The following is a 20,957-nucleotide window of genomic DNA, read 5'->3' on the forward strand; positions in this document are numbered from 1 at the left end:
GCCTGCGTCTGGCGCTCCGGACCCGGTCGGCGGGGATCCGGCGCGATCAGCTGGTGGGCCTGATCGCAGCCCCCATGCTAGTGCCCTCCTGACCCGACAAGTGGTGCACGAGTGCACAAGCGCCCTGGTTCAGCGGCGGCCCGGCAGTTTCGATGTGACCATGGACACCACGTCGTTCACTTCGTGGATGCGCAGCACCCGGGCCACCCCGGCGTACACGGGCAGCATCACGGCGCCCGCGATGGCGAGCTGGAGGATGGCGCCGATCGGCCCGGACCAGTCGATCACCTGGTCGAAGACCCACAGAACCGCGCGGCCGACTCCCGCTCCGAGGACGGCGGCGATCACCATCGCGAGCAGCGGCAGGCCGATCCCGGCGCCCGGGACCCGCGGCACCTTGCGCCGGAGCACCGGCCGGGAGATCAGTACGGCGACCAGGTAAGCGAGCGCGTACGCCGCACCCAGGACGACACCGCTGAACCGGAGGTGCTCCGCGTCCAGCAGCACCCGGACCCCGATCACGGCCGCCGCGATGTTCGTCGTCGCGATCACGCACTGCAGGAAGAACGGCGTCCGGGTGTCCTCGAACGCGTAGAAGGTGCGCAGCTGGAAGTACTGGATCGTGAACGGGACGATCCCCAGGGCGAGCGTCATCAGCGTGTACGCCATCAGCGTCAGGTTGTTCTTGCCGGAGCCGTACCCGGTGATCACCGTGACGATCGGATACGCGAACGCCACCATCGCGGCCGCCGCCGGCACGACGATCGCCAGCGTCTGCCGCACCGACCGGGCCGACAGCCGCTCGAGGTCGGTCACGTCGCCGTCGGCCGCGAGCGCGGACATCTGTGGCAGCGCGGCCGTCGCGAGCGAGACCGTGACGATGCCGTGCGGCACCAGGATGATCAGCATCGCGGTGCTGTAGGCGAACAGACCGGCCTTCGCGCCCGGGTCGCCGGACGCGCTCCCGGCGATCGCGAGCCGCGTGACCACCACCAGCGTCACCTGGTTCACGGCCACGAAAAGGACCGTCCAGATGCCCAATCGGGCAGTGTGGCCGAGCCCGGTACCGCGCAGGCCGAACTTCGGCCGGAACGTGTGCCCGCTCGCCCGCAGGTACGGGAGCAGCACCAGCAGCTGTACGGCGATGCCGATCGTGTGCCCGAGACCGAGCAGGAGCTCCTCGCCGTGGCTGTAGGTGGCCGGCGGGTCGCCGGTCCGGTAGATCAGCAGGAACACCACGATCGAGGCGCACGCGACGATGTTGTTCGCGATCGGCGCCCACATCATCGGGCCGAACCGGCGCCGCGCGTTCAGCACCTGGCCGACCAGCACGAACGCTCCGTAGAAGAAGATCTGCGGCAGGCACAGCCGGACGAACATCACCATCGACGCCCGCTCGGACGCCCGCGACGGGTCCTTCAACTCCTCCGGCATGTACAGGTTGGCGATCGCCGGCGCCAGCAGCACACACCCCACTGTCACGACCGCCAGCACCACGAAGCCGAAGGTGAGCAGCCGGTTGGTGAAGTCCTGGCCGCCGTCGTCGTGCTTCTTGATCGCCCGAACCAGTTGTGGCACCAGCACGGTGTTGAACACCCCGCCGGCGAGCAGGATGTAGAGGCTGTTCGGGATCGTGTTCGCGGCCGTGAAGATGTCGCCGCGCAGCGCGGTGCCGATGGCGGCCGCGAGCAGGGCGATCCGAACGAATCCGAGCAGGCGGGACAGCACCGTTCCGGCTGCCATCACCCCCGCGGAGCGCAGGGTGCGGTCAGCCATCCTTCGAACCGACTCCTTCTCTCAGGGTCTCGTCGGCGGGCGTGCCGGCGGGCGGTGGATCCAGTGGTTCGGGGTGCAACGGGTCGACCGTCGCCGCCGCCTCTGCCTCGGCCGACGGACCGGCCGACGGACCGGCCGACGGGCTGCGGCGTTCGGTCCGGACCCGCCGATAGATGCGGACGAACGACGTACCGAAGAGGAGCGCGCAGGCTGCGCCGACCAGGATCCAGCCGACACTGCCGTACTGGCTCGCCTGGATCAGCAACTCCTCGGACTTGCCGACCGGGCGGCCGGACGCCGTGATCACCTGGGCGTTGGCCCGGATCAGGCCGTTCTGCTCCGCGCTCGCGTTGATCCGCGGGGTGTATTTCTGCTTCGGCGCCAGGATCCTGGTCTGCTGCGGTTCGATCCGCAGGTCGGTCCGGGTCGACGGCGTGACGACGATACCGACCCGGACGGACCAGTCGGTCTCGTTCGTGATCGTCAGGGGGAACGTGCCCTTGCTGCCGGCCAGGTTGACCTTGATCTCCCGGCGCTCGCCGTTCGCCACGTTGTTGACCAGGTGCACCTTGCCCAGCTGTCCGTTCACCGAGCCGAGCTCGATCTCGGCGTACCGCCGCGCCTCGTCCGGGAACCCGCGCCAACCGGTCGACGCGACCCGCAGCAACGCCTGCGGCATGTTCTCGGGCAGGTCCTGCGGGTCGGCCAGCAGGTTTTCGAGCGTGGTGGTCGCCTGGTCGAGCTGGTTCAGATCGTCGAGCTGGTCGGCGGTCATGGTCGCGTTGGTCCGCGGCGCGGCCGGCGCTTTGACGGCCGGCGGCTTCGGCGTGCTGGTCACCACCTCGTCAACGCTGGTGGCGTTGATCCACGGGAGCGACAGGTCCGCGGCCAGCGCGGCGGTGGCGCGGCCGTCGGAATCCCAGCCACGCGGCGGTACGGCGACCACCGAGGCGGTGCCCTTGCCGGTGGCGGCCATCAGCGCGGTCTCGGCGGCGAACCGCTGCCGGACCTGGAGCGGGTTCTCGTCGGTGTCGGCATCCGGTCCGCCGGACGTCAGCGCCGCGTCGGCCACGACGGTGCGCACCGTGTCCCGCGGGCCTTCCGGCGTACGAATGTCGAAGACCGGAGAGGTCGACGTGAGGCTCGGCTGCTCGGCGGCCGGCCAGGACGCGCTGCTGACCAGGTTCACGTCGTTGGCGGTCGCGCCGGGGAAACCGGTCGAGGCGGCCGCGAGGTACCGGCTGGCGGCGGCGCCGCCCTCCAGCCAGAGCCCGTTGGTGAACCCGTACGGCGACAGGTTGAAGCCCTCGGAGCGGATCCGCGCGTCCCGGACCAGGTCCTTCAGCGGATCGCCCGCGTCCAGCAGCCCGGCCACGTCAGGGTCGCCGTACGGCAGCAGAACGACCTGGTTGCCGCGGGCCAGGCTGGCATCCAGCTCCTGAAGCCAGACGGCGGCGACCCTCTGCCCGGTGCCGGTCGTCGGCTTGCTCTCGCCGACCTCGTACCCGTCGCGCATCCGGCGGGCCTCGTCGAGCATCGCGGGATCGACCAGCCAGGTGACCTTGCGTTGCCGGCCGAGGGCCAGCAGTTTGCCGAGCCGGCCGGTCGGGGCCATCGCCTCGGCCAGCGAGTCGTTGGTGAACTTCTTGCCGCCGAGCAGGGTCGGCCGGTGCCGCAACGGGATCACCAGCGCGGTGTTCACCTTGCGGGTCAACGGCTGGGTGCCGGTCACCGGCATCAGCGTGCGGGCCCGGCCGATGGTGGCCCGCCCCTGGTCCTGCGGGGTGCCGCGGACCACCACGCCGACCACGTACACCCCGGTCTGCTTGGTGATCCGCCACTCGTTCCACGGCACGGTGAGGCTGAACTGGACGGACGCGTCCGGAGCCAGCGGGTCGTCGAACTCCTGGAAGACCCCGCTGTCCGGTGTGGTGAGCCGGGAACAGCTGTTCTGGTCGTTCGGCGCCACGTTCTGCTCGGGCGAGATCTCGGCGATCTCGGCGGCCGTGGACAGCCGGGTACGGTCGATGCACGCGAGCGCCTGTGGATCCTGGATGGTCTCGGTGCTGGTGTTCCGGATGGTGCCCTTGATCAGCACCGGCTGGCCGGGCTTCGGGGCGGTCGGCCCGAACGAGTCGATGGTGACCTGGACGGCCGGGTCGTCGGCCGGGGCCGCCGTCGCCGGGGTGCCGAGAGTCGCTGCCGTCGCAGCGATCAGCAGGCCCGCACCCGCCACCGCGGGGAGCCTCAGTCGCCGTCTGAACACGCCGTCACCGTAACCTAGTTCCCCGTGTCACCCTTTGCCGACCAGTCAGCCCCTGCCGGATCGTTGTCCGCCGTCCAGCGGCGGGCGGTCCAGGCGCTGCTGCAGATTGCCCCGGTCGTCGACGAGCTCGGTTCCCGGTTCGCCGATGCCGGCCACGAGATCGCCCTGGTCGGCGGTCCCGTCCGGGACATTCTGCTCGGCCGGGGGAGCAAGGATCTGGACTTCGCCACCTCAGCGCACCCGGACGTGATCGAGCGGTTGCTGGCCGGCTGGGCGGACCACATCTGGGACATCGGCAAGGCCTTCGGCACCATCGGTTGTCGTAAGGGCGAGTGGGTTCTGGAGATCACGACGTACAGGTCGGAGTCCTACGATCCCACCTCGCGCAAGCCGGACGTGTCGTACGGCGACAGCCTCGAGGGCGATCTGGCCCGCCGCGACTTCGCCATGAACGCGATGGCGGTCCGGTTGCCGGCGCACCAGTTCGTCGATCCGTACGGCGGGATCGAGGACGTCGCGAACCAGCGGATCCGGACCCCGGGCACACCGGAGGACTCGTTCTCCGACGACCCGTTGCGGATGATGCGAGCGGCCCGGTTCGCCGCGCAACTCGGGTTCACGCCGGACCCGGCGGTGGTGACCGCGATGACCGCGATGGCCGACCGGATCACGATCGTGTCCGCCGAGCGGGTCCGTGACGAGCTGATCAAGCTGATCTGCGCGGACCACCCGCGGATCGGCCTCGACCTGCTGGCGACCACCGGGCTGGCCGACCACGTGCTGCCCGAGCTGCCCGCTCTGCGGCTGACGGTGGACGAGCACCACCGGCACAAGGATGTCTACCAGCATTCGCTCACCGTCCTCGATCAGGCCATCGATCTGGAGTCTCGTCTCTCTGTTCCGACGCCCGATTTCGTCGTTCGGTTCGCTGCGCTGATCCACGACATCGGCAAACCGAAGACCCGGCGCTTCGAGGACGCGGGCAAGGTGACCTTCCACCACCACGATGTCGTCGGCGCGAAACTGGCCCGCAAGCGGATGAAGGCGCTGCGGTTCAGCAACGAGCAGATCGACCAGGTCAGCAAGCTGATCGAGCTCCACCTCCGCTTCCACGGGTTCGGCGACGGTGAGTGGACCGACTCCGCCGTACGGCGCTATGTGCGCGACGCCGGCGACCAGCTGGAGCGGCTGCACGTCCTCACCCGAGCCGACTGCACCACCCGCAACCGCCGCAAGGCCGAGGCACTCCGGGCCGCCTACGACGAGCTGGAAGCGCGGATCGAGCGCCTGCGCGAGCAGGAGGAGCTGGACGCCCTCCGCCCCGACCTCGACGGCAACCAGATCATGGAGATCCTCGGCATCCCACCCGGCCGCGAGGTCGGCGAGGCCTACAAGTTCATGATGAACCTCCGCCTGGACCAAGGCCCCCTCGACGAGGACCAAGCCCGCGAGGCACTCCTCCGCTGGTGGTCCGAGCGCTAGATCGCCTGGGCCGGTGTCGACGCGTAGGCGGTGGCGATGTGGTTGGCCGAGGCTGGGTGTGGTGGGTATGACGTGGTTTCGAGGCCGACTGTGATCGAGGCGACCGGGAGGGCCGGGTCGATCGAGTTCGTCAGGTAGGCGGCGTCGTACGTCGGGAGGTCGGTCAGCGGGACCGGGGTGAGGTCGAAGGTGCCGAGGCCTCGTTGCAGGAGTTGTTGGCGGATGCCGGCGAGGACCGGGGCGGACGGGAACACGATCGTGGTGCCGCGGGCGAAGCAGATGTTCCAGATCGAGGCCTCGGAGATCTCGCCGGACGAGGTGTGGAAAACGGCGTCGTCGTACCCGGCGAGCTCTGCTTGGCGGCCGTAGTAGATGAGGTCGAAGGTGCCGGTGTGCTTGAGGTGAGGGACGGCGCGCTCGTGGTGGAAGGCGAGCAGGCGTGGCGGTCGTACGCCGGGGTCGACCGGCGGGCCGACGCGGATAAGAAGGTGCAGCTCGGTGGTGCTGAAGACGTTGACGCGCAGCGAGAGATCGCCGGAGCCGGCGTACTCGAGGGCCGCGCGAAGGTCAGCGCGGACGCGGTCGGCGGGTAGCGGTTGGCCGAACACCTCGCGAGCGCTGCGGTCGAGACGCTCGAAATGCAGATCGAGGCCGTCCACCTGGCCGCCGCGGACCTGCATCGAGCTGAAGTGGCCGTAGCCGGTTGCTCTCAGCAAGCCTGGATCGACAATCCGCAGGGGTTCACCGTCGAGCAGCAGCGACTCCGTCATATGCACAGTGTTCCGTGAGCAGTCCACCCGATCGGCTGGTCTACCCTCGCGCTGTGGACGTCTTGAGCATCATCGGGTGGGGCGGATCCGCGCTGGTCGTGCTGTCGCTGCTGCAGACCCGGATCCTGCGGTTGCGGCTGCTGAACCTGATCGGCTGCGTGATCCTGGTCGGCTTCAACCTCGCGATCGGTGTCTGGCCGATGGTTGGCATGAACGCGGTCCTGGCCGTGATCAACGTCGTACACCTGTGGCGGCTGCTCGGGCACCGGCACGACGAGGCCGAGTACACAGTGCTTCCGGTCAACGAGGCCGACGCGTACCTGGGTCACGTCCTGACCCGGCACGAGAAGGACATCAGCCGGTTCAATCCCGGCTTCACGCCCAGCGCCAGCCCGTACGCGTTCCTGGTCCAGCACGGCGACCGCACCGTCGGCGTCGTCCTGGCCCACGACGCCGGCGACGGCCGGGCCCAGATCGATCTCGACTACGTCCTGCCGAAGTACCGCGACTTCACCCCCGGCGAGTTCGTCTACCGCCGCAGCGACGTCTTCACCGACCGCGGCTTCCACCAGGTCATCGCCTCCCCCCGGATGCGCGAAGCCACCCCCTACCTCACCAAACTCGGCTTCCACCGCACCGGCGACCACGTCGTCCTGGACCTGCCCTAGAGCTGGCGGGTGAAGTTGGAGAAGTTCACTTATTATAAGTATAGTTATCACACATGCGGAAGCCAGAGCGGATCTTCGCGCGTGACGACGAGTGGAGCTACCTGGAGCGGTTCGCGAGCCGGACCGCGAACCGCCCTCAATTGGGTGTGGTGAGTGGCCGCCGGCGTCAGGGAAAGACGTATCTGGTGCAGGCGCTGGCCGAGCAGACCGGCGGCCTGTACTTCGGCGCGACCGAGGCGACCGAGACCGAGTCGCTCGGCCTCTTCGCGATGGCGGTGGGAGTCCATCTCGGTCTGGCCTCACCGCCTCGGTTCGAGAGTTGGGACGAGGCTGTCCGTTTCGTGTTCTCGCTCGATCCGGCCAGTGGTCCGTTCGTCATCGACGAGTTCCCGTACCTGAGCAAGGTCTCGCCGGCGCTCCCTTCGATCCTGCAGCGAGAGATCGATCAAGCCGCGTCGGCCGGGCGCCGAACCAGTCTCTTGCTGTGCGGTTCCGCGATGTCGGTGATGGGTGGACTGCTGACAGGCAGCGCTCCGCTGCGCGGCCGAGCGAGTCTGGAGCTGATCGTTCGGCCCTTCGACTACCCCTTGGCAGCGAAGTTCTGGGGCCTGACGGATCCGCGGCTGGCCGCTCTCGTGCATGCGGTGGCCGGCGGGACCCCGGCGTACCGGCGCTTCGTCGACGACGACGTTCCGGAGTCGGTCGGCGATTTCGACGACTGGGTCCTGCGGACTGTGCTCAGCCCGGTGAATCCACTCTTCCGGGAGGCGCGGTATCTGCTCGACGAGGAGATGGACGTCCGCGACAGCGCCCTCTACCACTCGGTCCTCGCGGCAGTTGCTGCCGGCAACGGCACGAGAGGCGGCATCGCGAACTATGTCGGCCGGAAGTCGACCGACATCGGACACCATCTGACCGTCCTCGAGGACAGCGGCCTGGTGCGACGGCAGGACGACGTCTTCCGCTCGCGTCGTTCGACCTATCAGGTCGCCGAGCCGCTCGTCGTCTTCTACCACGTGGTGATGCGGCCGCAATGGGGGCTCTTGGAGAGCGGCCGAGCGCAGAACGTCTGGGAAGCGGCCAGAGCGCGGTTCTCCTCGCAGGTCGTCGGCCCGCACTTCGAACAACTCTGCCGGGACTTCGCGCTCGCCGCGCCGGCGGAGCTGTTCGGTGAGCTGCCGGGGCAGATCGGCGCCGGAGTAGTTCCGGATCACGGTCGCCGCACGCAGATCGAGATCGACGTCGTCGTCCTCGCACCAACAGTTCCGGGTCAGCGACGCAAGCTTTTGTCGCTCGGTGAAGTGAAGTGGGGTGAGGTGATGGGGCGGCGGCATGTCGAGCGGCTCGAGCGGGCGCGGCAGTTGTTGTCGAGGGACTACGACACGTCGGACACGGTGCTGGCCTGCTACAGCGGAGCCGGCTTCGAGCCCGGTCTCGACCCGAAGGTGCTGACCATCGGACTCGACGTGCTCTACAAGTCCTTCGCGTAGCAGAGGGAGGCGGGTTCGGTTTCGAAGGGCGGGTACGGCGGGGTGGGGGTGTAGCCGTGGTTGGTGTAGAGGGCTATGGCTTCGGTTTGGTGGGTGCCGGTTTCGAGGCGGAGGCGGGTCAGGCCGGTGGCGCGGGCCTGGGTCTCGACGGCAGTCAGGAGGACTCGGGACAGACCCCAGCCGCGGGCGGACGGGTCGACGTACATGCGCTTGATCTCGCCGAGACCGGGGGAGACGGGTTGCAGGCCGACGCAGCCGACGGGCGTGCCGTCGAGCAGGAGCAGCGTGAACGCGATGTCCGGGTGGAGGGCGACGAGTGGCTGGTCCTCGCCGTACATCGCGGCCAGTTCGGCCTGCTGCGCGGTCGTGAGGGCCAGCACTGCGGGGTCGGTGCCCGGCACCGACCGGAGCTCTGTTCCTTCGATCAACTCCGCCGTCATGCCTGCGACGGTAGCAAGACGGCGTGACGCTCCTGTTTCCATTTCCTCTCGCGCTTTCCGGACAGCCGTGAGGTCGACGTGGTCTGATGAGCCGGTGACGTCGCTGGAGGAAATCGCCGCAGGGGTTCGTGCGGGCACCCTCGATCCCGCTGAGCTGGTCGAGCAGGCGCTGGCGCGGGCGGACGAGACCGCTGCGTTGAACGCGGTCGTGCACCTGGACGCCGAAGGTGCCCGGAAGGCCGCGGCCGGCCACGACCGGAGCGGGCCGCTCGCGGGTGTGCCGGTGCTGGTCAAGGAGATCGTCGAGGTTGAGGGTCTGCCGTACCGCTGTGGATCCGCCGCCATGGACGATGTCGCTCGCCGTGACGCTGACGTCGTACGACGTCTCCGCGCGGCCGGCGCGATCATCATCGGGCTCAGCTACAGCCATGAGTTCGCCTACGGATGCACGGGTACGTCGAACCGCGTCGGGCCGTGCCGCAATCCGCATGACCCGGCGCGGATGACGGGCGGCTCGAGTTCGGGCGCCGCGGTCGCGGTGGCGGCCGGTGTGGTGCCGTTGGCGATCGGGACGGATACGGCCGGGTCGGTGCGGATCCCGGCCGCGCTGTGTGGTGTGGTCGGCTTCAAGCCGTCGTACGGCACGCTGTCTGCCGATGGAGTCTTTCCGCTGTCGCAGAGCCTCGACCACGTCGGCGTACTGACGCCGACTGTCGCGGACGCTGCCTACGCACTTGATGCCCTCGCCGACGTTCACGCGTACGTCCAGACCACGGCCCCACGACTCGGGGTGGTCACCAATCCGGAGTACCTCGAGGCTACTCCGGAAGTCAGTGCTGCGTGGTCGGCCGCACTGGACGGTCTCGCCGCGGCCGGTGCCGTCCTGGTCGACGTGCAGCTTCCAGACTGGGCCGACAGCTTCCGCACCGCCGCGGACATCCAAGGACCTGAGGCGGTGGCCAACCACGCCGGGCGATCCACCGAGCACTACCAGCCTGATGTGCGGCAACGCCTCCGCGAGGCGGCGCAGGTCTCACCCGAGGAGTACGACGTGGCCCGGGCCAGAGCTGCCGCGATCACGGCCGAGCTGGACGACCTGTTCGCGCGAGTCGACGCCGTCCTGATGCCGACCGTTCTCACCACGGCGCCGCTCATCACGGCAGCGGACACCGAGGACTCCGCGCTCGCCGTACGAGCCCAACTGCTCCGCAACACCCGCCTGGCCAACCTGACCAGGCACCCGGCCGTCAGCCTGCCGATTCCGGCTGACGGCCTTCCCGTCGGGCTGCAGGTCATTGCTGCTAGCAACGACAAGGCCGCGGCGGTCGCGGGGTGGATCGAGAATCAGCGGTAGAGCCGGAGGTCGGCCAGGCTCCACCAGTTGCCGGCACTGCCGGTCGAGGTGATCCGCAGGTACCGCGCGGACACGGGCCGCACGTCGATCGTGGTCAGCTGGCCGGTCGACGTACCGCTCGCGACGGTCCGCCAGTGAACGCCGTCATTGCTGACAGCAACTTCCCTGCCGCGGGCGTAGTCGCCGATGTTCCCGCCGCTGTCCAGTGCGATCTGCCGGAACGTCCGCTCGCGACCGAGATCCACCTGCACCCACTGACCGGGAGCCTGTGCTTCCTTGCTCGTCCACACCGTCGACCCGTCGGCATCGATCGCCATGCCCGCCTCGGCACCGTTCGCCGACGCGGTCGCCGTTGCGCCTTCCAGCGAGACCGGCTGCGGCACGTCCGCGGTCACGCGGTCCCAGGTGAAGGTCGCGATCGAGCCGCCCGGAAGCTCGTACTCGAAGGACTTGTCGCCGACCGCCACCGCGAAGCTCCGCGGGTCGTCGTTCTCGTTGTGGACGAGGAGCGCCGTCGAACCGTCGGGGTTGCGGAAGGCCGCGGACATCAATTGCCCGTTCCACCCGGTCGTCCCGTACGACGTACTCCCGATCCGGACCGCACCCGGTTTCACGAACTTCGACAGGTGCCCGATCGTGTAGTACTCGGCATCGGTGCTGACCGTTCCGTCCGGCTGCAGCGTGACCAGACCGGTGCAGGTGTCGCAGCCACCGAGGTGCGGGCCGCCGGTGGAGTCGAGCGCGATGTTCCAGTTGACCACCGACTTCGCCCAGTTCCGCGTGGTGCCGAGCATCAGGGTCCGGGCATGCCAGGTGAGCGTGCCGCGGAAGATCTGCGGCGGAGTGTCGGTCGGTCCGTGCGACCCCGAGCACTCGGTGAACCAGATGCCCTTCGTCGGGAAGGCGTTGTGCAGATCGGTCTGCTTCGACGGATCACCGGAGTAGCAGTGGTACGCCGTACCCGCGATCCACTTGGCCGCTGACGTCTGGAGCAGCTTGTACGGGTAGTCGGTCTCCGGGTCCTCGCCGGGCGGCGTGGAGGCGATGTCGCCGGGGTGCGTGGTCCAGTTGTGGTCGTAGCCGAGGATCTTCGTCCGCGGGCTCGCCTTGTGCAGCAGCGGGCCGAGCGCCGAGATCACCGCGGCCTCCTGGCGCACCGGTACGTCGGTGCCTGGGTACGCGCTCGGCTTGCGGTTCTGCGGCTCGTTCTGGACCGAGAGGAAGTCAATGGGTACGCCGGCCTTCGCGTAGGCCTGCACGAACTTCACCAGATAGCGCGCGTAGGCGTCGTACACCTTCGGGTCGTCCTTGAGCCGGCCGCCGACCAGCGAGTCGCCGGTCTTCATCCAGGCCGGCGGACTCCACGGCGTCGCCATCACCTTGACCGCCGGATTGAGCTGCTTGGCTCGGCGCAGCAGCGGCAGGACCTGCTGCTGGTCGTGCGCGATGCTGAAGTGCTTCAGGCCGAAGTCGGTCTGCCCGGCCGGTACGTCGTCGTACGTGTAGTGCTCGGCCTCGGCGGTGAAGTCGGACGAACCGACCGGCTGCCGCAGGAAGCTCACCCCGATGCCCTGCTTCGGGTCGAAGAGCTTGCGCAGCGTCTGTTCGCGGTCTGCCGGGCTGAGTCGGTACAGGACGCTCGCCGACGAGTCGGTGATCGAGGCGCCGAAGCCGTCCATCGTCTGGTACGACGTCCTCGGGTCGACCGTGATCGTCGTACGGTCGCTCGCTCCGCTCTGGAACGTGACCGGCGTCCGTTCGTGCAACAGCTCGGCCCGGTCGGGGGTCGTGACCCACACGCGGACCTGAGCCGGCGACGGGGGATGGGCTTGGGCGGCGGGAACGGTGAGCGAGGCGGTGGCCAGTGCCAGGGCGACGCCGAATGCCTGTGCTTTCATCGCAGCTCCTCGAATGAAACAAACGGCCACAGGAAACGCGCGCCCGCCACCCCTGTCAAGGTCTGGGAGCGGTGCCTTAGAGTGCTGAGCGTGAAACAAGGCGATGTAACAAATGCCTAGGGATCGGGCCACCGTCCGCGAGGTCGCGGCGGCGACCGGCGTCTCGATCGCGACCGTGTCCCGGGTCCTCAACCAGCAGGGCAGCGTCGCCCCGGAGACCCGCCAATTGGTCGAGCGCGCGGTCGAGGAGCTCGGCCTGCGCGCTCCCAGCCCTCGTGGCGGTACGGCGAAACCCGTCGCCGGAGCCGTGTACGTGCGCTGTCCTTATGTACTCACGGACTACTTCGGGCTGATCGTGTCGTCGATCGCGGAGACGCTCGACCGGCACGGACGGCAGCTGGTCCTCAACGCGGGTGAGGCGGCGCAGCACGAGCAGGTGCTGTCCCGGCTGCCGGCCCAGCGCGACGTCGGCGGCGCGATCCTGATCCTGCCGCCGGAGCCGAGCCAGGAGCTGGTTCAGCTCCGCGCGCGTCGGTTCCCGTTCGTCGTGGTCGATCCACGGACGACCCTGCCGCGAGACATCCCGTCGGTCTCCGCCGCCCACCACTCCGGCGCCCGGCAGGTGACAGCTCATCTGACCTCACTTGGCCACACCCGCATCGGCGTCATCGCGGGTCCGAACGAGTGGCTCGCCGCGGATGCCCGGCTGAGCGGTCATGCGGCCGCGCTCGCCGAGGCCGGCATCCTTCGCGATCCGTCGCTCACCCGGCACGTCGAGCCGACCGTCGCCCAGGGGCACCGGGCCGCCGCCGAGCTCCTCGACCTCGATCCCCGGCCGACCGCGCTGGTCGCCTTCAACGACAAAGCCGCGATCGGTGCGCTGCAGGCCGCCACCGAGCGCGGACTCTCCGTCCCTGGAGATTTGTCGATAGCGGGATTCGACGACATCGATCTGAGCCGCGCGACCACTCCACAGCTCACGACCGTCCGCCAGCCCTTGCAGGAGATGGGCCGGATGGCCGTCAGTCTGTTGATCCGTCTGCTCGACCGCCACGAGCTCGAGGCGCTGCACGTCGAGCTCGCGACCGAGCTGATCGTCCGCGGGACCACCGGGCAGAGGGTGTCCACAATCCGGAGCTAGGCAGTGCGCGAAACGGTTCGGTTGTGGCAAGTTCTAGTCATGAACCTTCGGATCGGCATTGCCGGGATCGCTATCGAGTCCAGCACGTTCTCGCCGCACCGGGCCGGCCTGGCGGACTTCGACGTACGCCGTGGTGAGGACCTGCTGCGGCGGTACGACTTCCTCGACAAGGAGTGGGCGCAGGGCATCGAGTGGGTGCCGCTGCTGCATGCGCGCTCCCTGCCGGGCGGCGCCGTGCTGCCGGAGGTGTACGACGATCTGTCCGCCGAGATCATCGAACTGATCGGGACAGCCGGTGAGCTGGACGGGTTCTTCTTCGACATCCACGGGGCGATGAGCGTGGTCGGCCGGCAGGACGCCGAGGCCGATCTGGCCACCCGGGTTCGGGCCGCACTCGGGCCTGACGTCCTGGTGTCGACATCGATGGACCTGCACGGGAACGTGTCCCGCGAGCTGGGTACGGCCGTCGACCTGATCACCTGCTACCGGATGGCGCCGCACGAGGACGCGATGGAGAGCCGCGAACGCGCGGCTCGCAATCTGGTCGAGCGGATCCAGTCCGGCTTGGGTAAGCCGGGTAAGGCATGGGTCCAGGTGCCGGTGCTGCTGCCCGGAGAGAAGACGTCGACTCGCATCGAGCCGGCCGCGTCGATCTACCACCGGGTCGCGGAGATCGCCGACGAGCCCGGCGTACTCGATGCTGCTGTCTGGGTCGGTTACGCGTGGGCCGACGAGCCGCGGTGCCGTGCGGCAGTGGTTGTCACGGGCGACGACCAGGAGTTGATCACCGCCCGTGCGACCGAGTTGGCTCAGGCCTATTGGGGTGCGCGGGACGACTTCGCGTTCGTCGCTCCGACGGGGACGCTGCAGGAGTGTGTGAGCGCCGGTCTCGCGAGTACGGCGCGGCCGTTCCTGATCAGCGATTCCGGTGACAACCCGACCGCCGGTGGAGCCGGGGATGTCGCGTGGACGCTCGGGCAACTGCTCACGGTCGACGAGCTGACCAAGGGCAACGCGACCGCGATCCACGCGAGCATCACCGACCCCGACGCGGTGGCCGCCTGTGTCGCGGCCGGTGTCGGCAACCCGGTCCGGGTGTCCGCGGGCGGCAAGGTCGACCCCGGTCCGTCGGGTCCGGTCGACCTCGAGGGCACCGTGTTCTCCCTGTCGGAGGACCCGGTCGGCGGGACGGTCGCGGTGATCAAGGCCGGCGGCCTGCACTCGATCCTCACCTCACGCCGCAAGCCGTACCACCACATCGCCGACTTCACCCTCCTCGGCCTCGACCCGGCCGGCACCGACCTCGTCATCGTCAAGATCGGCTACCTCGAGCCGGAGCTCTACAACCTCGCCAAGGACTGGCTCCTGGCCCTCACCCCCGGCGGCGTAGACCAAGACCTCCTCCGCCTAGGCCACCACGGCGTGCTCCGCCCGCTCTTCCCCTTCGACCCCACTATGGCCGATCCCAACCTCACCCCAGAACTCCTCCCGCCGTCCCAGTAACGCGCGAAGCGGTGCAGTTCGACAGGACGTATCCGGTGATCGAGTTGGCGTCCTCGCGGGCGCAGGCGTGCGGTCGCCGGGTAGTGGGCGTATACGTCCTGTCGATCTGACCTGGGACCGACCACGGGCTCCGGCCGACGTACGCTGGCAGGCGGGGGTGCCATGGGTGCTGGTGGCGACGGGGAACTAGGGCGGCCGGTTCGGGGAGAGGCTCGGTGGCCGAGTGTGGCGGCCGTGCTGGTGGCCATGGTGTTGACGCTCGCGCGACCGAAGGACATGCGGGTCGCGCCGGCGTACGTGCTGCCGGCGGTCGAGGTCGTGTTGCTGGCGGTGCTGATCCTGCGGGATCCGGGACGGATCGACAAGCGGTCGTCGTTACTGCGCGGCGTATCGATCGCGGTCGTGGCGTTGCTGGTACTGGACGCGATGCTGGCGACGGTGCGGCTCATCACGGCGCTGATCCGCGGCGGATCCATGACGAACTCACCCGAGGCGCTGCTCGCGGCCGGCGGCATCGTGTGGTTGTCGAACCTGATCGGGTTCGCCTTGCTGTACTGGGAACTGGACGCCGGTGGTGCCGCGAACCGGGCTCACCGGATGCCGCAGTACCTCGACCTCGCCTTTACGCAGCAGCTCAGCCCTGAGATCGCCCGACCGGACTGGCGACCCGGGTTCGGCGACTACTTTTACCTGGCGATGACCACCTCGACGGCCTTCAGCCCGACCGACGTGATGCCCCTCGCCCTCTGGGCCAAGATGTCCATGGGCCTCCAGTCCCTGATCTCCCTGGCCGTCGTAGGCCTCGTGGTAGCCCGCGCAGTCAACGTCTTCACCTGACACAGACCGCCGCTCGCATCGTCGTACTCATGCGTTCATCGTCGCCGGCGCACACTGCGGCGGACCGCCGATAGAATGCCAACTTATGCCCGTTAGCCGCCAAATCCCGCAATCACAGCTATGGCCGTCCGGCGGGGTTCACCTCTGGCAGCCCGGGGGAACGAGCGAAGTGCAGACCCATCCACGGGGACATCTGGTGTACGCGGCCCGTGGCGTCCTGTCTGTGCACACCGAGCGCGGTACGTCGATCGTTCCGGCCAACCGGGTCGCCTGGACTCCCGCCGGGTTCACTCACTACCACCGTGCGCACGGTCACACCGACATGCGGATCGTCTTCCTGCCGCCATCCCTAGCTCGGCTCATCGCGGGCCATCCGGCCGTCTTCCTCGCCTCCGACCTCGCCCGCGAGCTCCTGCTGACGCTCACGGGTCCACGCAACTACGAGCGCGCGGCGACCACCCACGATCGCGCCGTGAGCGCCCGCCTCAGGAGAGTCCTCGTCGACGAACTCCAGGAAGCACAAGAGCAGCCGCTGCAATTGCCGGAACCGCAGGACGATCGGCTACAAGCCATCGCCCGGATCCTGTACGAGCAGCCCGCCGACAACACCCCACTGGCCGAGCTCGGGCAGACGATCGGGGCCAGCGGCCGCACTCTCAGCCGGCTCTTCCACGACGAACTCGGCATGACCTTCTATCAGTGGCGCACCCAGGTCCGCATCTATCACGCACTCGTCCTGCTCGCCGACGGCCACGACACAACCCACGTCGCCACCGCCTGCGGCTGGGCGAACCCCAGCGGCTTCATCGCCGCCTTCACCGCCCTCATCGGCACCACCCCGGGCCGCTACCGAACCACCCGGAGCTAGAGCTTGCGCAAGGTCTGGAGTGCGTCGATCGCGTGGTCGACCAGGAACTTGTCGGAGTACGGGCGGTCTTCCTCGGGGAGGCCGGACCACTCGATGGCCAGGTCCTCGGTGTAGGCGAGCCAGGCATGCACCCGCATGTACTCACGGGACGCGGGCTCGTCGGCGACTTCCGGCGTACCGAGGTAGGTGAGGATGCGCTTGGTGAGGCCGGCCCGAGTCTCGTCGTACACCTCGACCGCGAAGTCGTCGCCGCCGGCCGCACCCCGGACGAACGAGATGTACGCCGTTCGCCGCCGGGTGATGAACGCCACGAACTGGGTCAGCATCTCCCGCAGCTGCTGATCCGGTGGGAGTGACTCGTCCGGCTTGGTGACCCGCAACAGCCGGCGCCCGGCGGCGGAGATCACGGCGACGTAGTAGTCCCGCTTGCTCGGGAAGTAATGAAAAAGCAGGCCACGGGAGATCCCGGCCTGGCCTGCAACGGCGTCGATCGACAGCTCATGGATCGGTTGGGTCCTCAGCATCATCAGCCCGATCCTGATCAGCTGCTTGCGCCGGTCGTCGGACGTCCATCGCTCACTCACGCTATTGAGCATTGCTTAGACGCTGCGCTACGGTCAAGAAAACCGGAGGGAGTCTTGATGGGGTTCGAACCTTCGGCCCGCGCACAGGAGCTGATCGTAGCTGTGGAGGAGTTCCTCCGCACCGAGATCGAGCCCGTCGAGGCCGAGTTGCATGCCGCGATCAAGACGGCCGGTGACCCCTGGCAGCCGCAGCCCGTGATGAAGGAGCTGCAGGCGAAGGCGCGGGACCGCGGTCTGTGGAACCTCTTCCTCCCGGTGTCCGAGCCGGGCAACGAGCAGTACGGCGAGGGGTTGCCGAACCTCGACTACGCCCCGATCGCCGAGCTCACCGGTCGCTCGTTCATCGCGCCGTACATCTTCAACTGCAACGCACCGGACACCGGCAACATGGAAGTCCTGCTGCGCTACGGCAGCCCGGAGCAGAAGAAGCAGTGGCTGGAGCCGTTGCTCGACGGCACGATCCGGTCCGCGTTCTGCATGACCGAGCCCGACGTCGCGTCGTCCGACGCCACCAACATGGCCGCGACCGCGATCGTCGACGGCGACGAGGTCGTTATCAACGGCCGCAAGTGGTGGAGCACCGGCGTCGGTCACCCGGACTGCGAGTTGCTCATCTTCATGGGCCTCACCGACCCGGACGCCCATCGGTACGCGCGGCACACGATGGTGCTCGTCCCCCGCGACACCCCGGGTGTGAAGGTCGAGCGTCTCCTCCCGGCGATGCATCGGTACGACGAGCCGCACGGACATGGCGAGGTGTCGTTCACCGAGGTGCGCGTGCCCGCGTCGAACATCCTGGTCGGACCGGGCAAGGCGTTCGAGATTGCCCAGGGCCGCCTCGGACCCGGACGCGTGCACCACTGCATGCGACTGGTCGGCCTGGCCGAGAAGGCACTCGAGCTCGCAATCGAGCGCGGCACCAGCCGGACCGCGTTCGGCAAGCCGCTGGTCAACCTCGGCGGCAACCGGGAGCGGATCGCCGACGCCCGGATCGCGATCAACCAAGCGCGGTTGCTCGTGCTGCAGACGGCGTACCTGCTGGACACCAAGGGGTTGACGGGTGCGTTGAGCGAGGTGAGCCAGATCAAGGTTGCCGTGCCGCGGATGGCGCAGGACGTCATCGACATGGCGATGCAGTTGCACGGCGGTGGTGGGCTGTCCGACGACTTCCCGCTCGCTGCCGCGTGGACGAGTGCTCGGGCACTCCGGCTCGCGGACGGGCCGGACGAGGTGCATCGTGGCGTGATCGCCCGGATCGAACTGGCGTCGTACCTGGCTACTGCTCAGGAGGCGAAGTGAGCCGCATTCTCGTCACCGGCGGCGCCAGCGGTCTCGGGGCCGCGCTGGTCGCCAAGTTCATTGCTGAAGGCCACCAAGTGCTCAGCACCGATGTCGCGGCGGACGGTCCGGACGACGGAGCGTCGTACCGGCAGCTCGATGTTCGCAGCCCGGAGGACTGGGCCGCGGCGGCCGAGTGGGTCGAGCAGAACTGGGGTGGCTTGGACATCCTGGTGAACAACGCCGGCATCGCGACCGGCGGCCGGATCGACGTCGAGTCGCTCGACGAGTGGGACCGGGTCGTCGACATCAACCTGATGGGTGTCGTCCGTGGCTGCCGTGCGTTCACACCGCTCTTCAAACGGCAGCGGTCCGGTCACATCGTCAACACGGCGTCCGCGGCGGGGCTCGTGCACCCGCCGATGATGAGCTCCTACAACACGGTCAAGGCCGGAGTCGTCGCGCTCTCGGAGACGCTGTCACATGAGTTGCATCCGTACGGCGTGACCGTGTCGGTGGTCTGCCCGTCGTTCTTCCGGACCAACCTGGCCGACTCGATCCGCGGCCAGGACACCGCGATGGGCGCGACCGCGCGGCAGCTGATCGAGAAGTCGCCGCGGTCGGCCGACGACATCGCGACCGCGGTGATCGCGGGGATCAAGAAGCAGCAGTTCCTGATCATCCCCGATCGGCCGGCGCTGATGGCCTGGCGGACCAAGCAATTCGCCCGTCCGCTGTACAACCGCCAGATGCGCAAGATCGCGGCTCGAGCTCGCCAGCGTGCGGAGTCGGGCGAGCCGGCCGGCGGAGGGGAAGACAGCCGGACCCCGGGCGAGTCGTGACAAGTGCGACGGACGGTGCCCGCCCGGTCCGGGACGAGGACGCCTTCGACGTGCCCGCGGTCGACGGTTGGCTGCGGCAACAGACGGACCTGCCGGCAGGTCTGCCCGAGGTCAAGCAGTTCTCCGGCGGCTCGTCGAACCTGACCTATCTGTTGCGGTACGGCGATCACGACCTGATCCTGCGTCGCCCGCCGGCCGGGACCAAGGCCAAGGGCGCGCACGACATGGGCCGCGAGTACCGGATCCAGGCGGGCCTCAAGCCCGTCTTCCCCTACGTCCCCCCGATGGTTGCCCACTGCGGCGATGACGCGGTGATCGGCTCCGAGTTCTACGTGATGGAGCGCGTCGTGGGGACGATCCCGGGCCATCACCAGCTGGGTGTCGACCTGACGCCCGAGCAGACCCGGCAGCTCGGCTTCACCCTGGTCGACACACTTGTCGACCTGCACCAAGTCGACCCCGGGCGGGCCGGCCTGACTGATCTCGGTCGCGGCGAGGGGTACGTCGGTCGCCAGGTGACCGGCTGGTCGGAGCGCTATCGCAAGGCGAAGACGTGGAACGTGCCGAGCTACGAGCGCGTGATGGCGTGGCTGGCCGAGAACCAGCCGGCCGATGTCCGGACCTGCGTTATCCACAACGACTTCCGGCTCGACAACGTCGTACTCGCGCCGGACGATCCGCTGCGCGTGGTCGGCGTACTCGACTGGGAGCTTGCCACGCTGGGTGATCCGCTGATGGATCTGGGCAGTGCGCTCGCGTATTGGGTGCAGGCCGACGACGACTGGGCGTTCCGCCGCTTTCGGCTGCAGCCCTCGGACGTGCCCGGCATGATCACGCGGGACGAGATCGTTGCCTACTACACCGAGCGGTCCGGGCTGAAGCCGGAGAACTGGGCGTTCTACGAGGTGTTCGGGCTGTTCCGCCTGGCGGTGATCGCGCAGCAGATCTACTACCGCTACCACCACAAGCAGACGCGGAACCCGCGGTTCAAGAACTTCTGGCTCCCGGTCAACCTGCTCGAGCGGCGCTGCCGCCGGATCATCCGGCAGGCGTGACCTGACCGGGGCGGCGGGGCGGGGAAGGAGAACAGCATGGCCGTCGTCTACCTGATCCGGCACGCTCAGGCGTCGTTCGGCGCGAGTGACTACGACAAGCTTTCGCCGCAGGGTGAGCAGCAGGCGGCGCGCCTCGGCGAGGCATTGGCGGCGCGAGGAGTGCGGCCGGATCTCGTCGTCTCCGGCTCGATGTGCCGACATGCCCAGACCGCATCGCTGGCTGGGTTCACTGCCGAAGTCGACAAGGGTTTCGACGAGTTCGACCACGACGAGCTGATCGTGAGCCACAAACCGGCGTACCGGGTCCGCGCGGTGCTGCTCGCGGACATGGCCCGCAAAGGGAACCCGCGGCACGCGTTCCAGGAGATGTTCACCGCCGCGACCCAGCGGTGGATCGATGGCGGTGACGGCTACACCGAGTCCTTCCAGGCCTTCTGCGAACGGTCCGATGCGGCAGTACGCCGTACTGCCGAACGACTGGGGAAAGGTGAGACCGCGCTCGTCTTCACCTCCGGCGGCCCGATCTCCGTCGTGGTGAGCCGGCTGCTGTCCGGCGGCGACGGGCTGTGGGCGAAGCTGAACCCGGTCACGATCAACACAGCGATCACCAAGGTCGTGTCCGGCCGGAGTGGGCTGACCATGGTCACCTACAACGAGCACGGACACCTCGACGGCAGCGACCTGCTCTCCTATAGATAAGGCCTC

Annotated in this window: 18 protein-coding genes; 12 read left to right on the plus strand and 6 right to left on the minus strand. The window is 68.5% G+C overall.

The genetic code is table 11. The features are described 5' to 3' along the window. Positions 1-129: 129 nt before the first annotated feature. The gene (murJ, locus tag ACZ3HV_RS06450; RefSeq protein WP_465681521.1) at positions 130-1,776 is read right to left on the minus strand and encodes a murein biosynthesis integral membrane protein MurJ; all 1,647 of its coding nucleotides are present in this window, start codon (positions 1,774-1,776) and stop codon (positions 130-132) included. Beyond that, complete coding sequence (locus tag ACZ3HV_RS06455) at positions 1,769-4,042, minus strand: DUF6049 family protein (RefSeq protein ID WP_465681523.1); 2,274 nt, start codon at positions 4,040-4,042, stop codon at positions 1,769-1,771. The genes murJ and ACZ3HV_RS06455 overlap by 8 nt, the downstream gene beginning before the upstream one ends. A gap of 63 nt (positions 4,043-4,105) precedes the next feature. On the opposite strand from ACZ3HV_RS06455, the gene ACZ3HV_RS06460 reads away from it, so the two are divergent. Further along, complete coding sequence (locus ACZ3HV_RS06460; protein ID WP_465681708.1) at positions 4,106-5,524, plus strand: CCA tRNA nucleotidyltransferase; 1,419 nt, start codon at positions 4,106-4,108, stop codon at positions 5,522-5,524. Here the strand turns inward: ACZ3HV_RS06460 and ACZ3HV_RS06465 are convergent. Then, a complete protein-coding gene (locus tag ACZ3HV_RS06465) occupies positions 5,521-6,294 on the minus strand; it encodes an aminotransferase class IV (RefSeq protein WP_465681525.1) in 774 nt (257 codons plus the stop codon). The genes ACZ3HV_RS06460 and ACZ3HV_RS06465 overlap by 4 nt on opposite strands. A 53-nt stretch (positions 6,295-6,347) precedes the next feature. Between ACZ3HV_RS06465 and ACZ3HV_RS06470 the strand changes: the two genes are divergently transcribed. Continuing rightward, on the plus strand, positions 6,348-6,962 hold the full coding sequence (locus tag ACZ3HV_RS06470) for a hypothetical protein (protein ID WP_465681527.1): 615 nt from the start codon (positions 6,348-6,350) through the stop codon (positions 6,960-6,962). A 53-nt stretch (positions 6,963-7,015) separates the two neighbouring features. Continuing rightward, positions 7,016-8,452 carry an ATP-binding protein gene (locus ACZ3HV_RS06475; protein ID WP_465681529.1) on the plus strand — a complete coding sequence of 479 codons (1,437 nt, stop codon included), beginning with the start codon at positions 7,016-7,018 and terminating at the stop codon, positions 8,450-8,452. On the opposite strand, the gene ACZ3HV_RS06480 is transcribed toward ACZ3HV_RS06475, so the two are convergent. Then, entirely contained in the window at positions 8,434-8,892 is a 459-nt protein-coding gene (locus ACZ3HV_RS06480) for a GNAT family N-acetyltransferase (protein ID WP_465681531.1), read from the minus strand. The genes ACZ3HV_RS06475 and ACZ3HV_RS06480 overlap by 19 nt on opposite strands. A gap of 94 nt (positions 8,893-8,986) precedes the next feature. Between ACZ3HV_RS06480 and ACZ3HV_RS06485 the strand changes: the two genes are divergently transcribed. Next, on the plus strand, positions 8,987-10,246 hold the full coding sequence (locus ACZ3HV_RS06485) for an amidase (RefSeq protein WP_465681533.1): 1,260 nt from the start codon (positions 8,987-8,989) through the stop codon (positions 10,244-10,246). Here the strand turns inward: ACZ3HV_RS06485 and ACZ3HV_RS06490 are convergent. Further along, complete coding sequence (locus tag ACZ3HV_RS06490) at positions 10,237-12,144, minus strand: discoidin domain-containing protein (protein WP_465681535.1); 1,908 nt, start codon at positions 12,142-12,144, stop codon at positions 10,237-10,239. The genes ACZ3HV_RS06485 and ACZ3HV_RS06490 overlap by 10 nt on opposite strands. Before the next feature lie 112 nt (positions 12,145-12,256). Here ACZ3HV_RS06490 and ACZ3HV_RS06495 point away from each other — a divergent pair, with 112 nt between their 5' ends. The 4 genes from ACZ3HV_RS06495 to ACZ3HV_RS06510 all read left to right on the plus strand — a co-directional run bounded on the left by ACZ3HV_RS06495 (position 12,257) and on the right by ACZ3HV_RS06510 (position 16,493). Beyond that, positions 12,257-13,285, plus strand: coding sequence for a LacI family DNA-binding transcriptional regulator (locus tag ACZ3HV_RS06495; RefSeq protein ID WP_465681537.1), 1,029 nt, complete (start codon positions 12,257-12,259; stop codon positions 13,283-13,285). A 39-nt stretch (positions 13,286-13,324) separates the two neighbouring features. Continuing rightward, a complete protein-coding gene (locus ACZ3HV_RS06500) occupies positions 13,325-14,788 on the plus strand; it encodes a M81 family metallopeptidase (RefSeq protein ID WP_465681539.1) in 1,464 nt (487 codons plus the stop codon). A gap of 225 nt (positions 14,789-15,013) precedes the next feature. Continuing rightward, positions 15,014-15,625, plus strand: a complete 612-nt coding sequence (locus tag ACZ3HV_RS06505; RefSeq protein ID WP_465681541.1) for a hypothetical protein — start codon at positions 15,014-15,016, stop codon at positions 15,623-15,625. Between the two features lie 169 nt (positions 15,626-15,794). Next, positions 15,795-16,493, plus strand: a complete 699-nt coding sequence (locus ACZ3HV_RS06510; protein ID WP_465681543.1) for an AraC family transcriptional regulator — start codon at positions 15,795-15,797, stop codon at positions 16,491-16,493. On the opposite strand, the gene ACZ3HV_RS06515 is transcribed toward ACZ3HV_RS06510, so the two are convergent. After that, on the minus strand, positions 16,490-17,077 hold the full coding sequence (locus ACZ3HV_RS06515) for a TetR/AcrR family transcriptional regulator (protein ID WP_360363376.1): 588 nt from the start codon (positions 17,075-17,077) through the stop codon (positions 16,490-16,492). The genes ACZ3HV_RS06510 and ACZ3HV_RS06515 overlap by 4 nt on opposite strands. Before the next feature lie 57 nt (positions 17,078-17,134). Here ACZ3HV_RS06515 and ACZ3HV_RS06520 point away from each other — a divergent pair, with 57 nt between their 5' ends. From ACZ3HV_RS06520 to ACZ3HV_RS06535, 4 genes are read left to right on the plus strand one after another with little or no spacing between them, the layout of a single operon-like run. Beyond that, positions 17,135-18,376 carry an acyl-CoA dehydrogenase family protein gene (locus tag ACZ3HV_RS06520; protein WP_465681545.1) on the plus strand — a complete coding sequence of 414 codons (1,242 nt, stop codon included), beginning with the start codon at positions 17,135-17,137 and terminating at the stop codon, positions 18,374-18,376. Next, the gene (locus ACZ3HV_RS06525) at positions 18,373-19,197 is read left to right on the plus strand and encodes an SDR family oxidoreductase (protein WP_465681547.1); all 825 of its coding nucleotides are present in this window, start codon (positions 18,373-18,375) and stop codon (positions 19,195-19,197) included. Before ACZ3HV_RS06520 ends, ACZ3HV_RS06525 begins: the two co-directional genes overlap by 4 nt. Beyond that, positions 19,194-20,252 carry a phosphotransferase family protein gene (locus ACZ3HV_RS06530; RefSeq protein WP_465681549.1) on the plus strand — a complete coding sequence of 353 codons (1,059 nt, stop codon included), beginning with the start codon at positions 19,194-19,196 and terminating at the stop codon, positions 20,250-20,252. The genes ACZ3HV_RS06525 and ACZ3HV_RS06530 overlap by 4 nt, the downstream gene beginning before the upstream one ends. 36 nt (positions 20,253-20,288) lie before the next feature. Further along, positions 20,289-20,951: a histidine phosphatase family protein gene (locus ACZ3HV_RS06535; protein WP_465681551.1), complete on the plus strand. Its 663-nt coding sequence runs from the start codon at positions 20,289-20,291 to the stop codon at positions 20,949-20,951. Positions 20,952-20,957: the final 6 nt, after the last annotated feature.

Source organism: Kribbella sp. NPDC020701 (assembly GCF_055562215.1).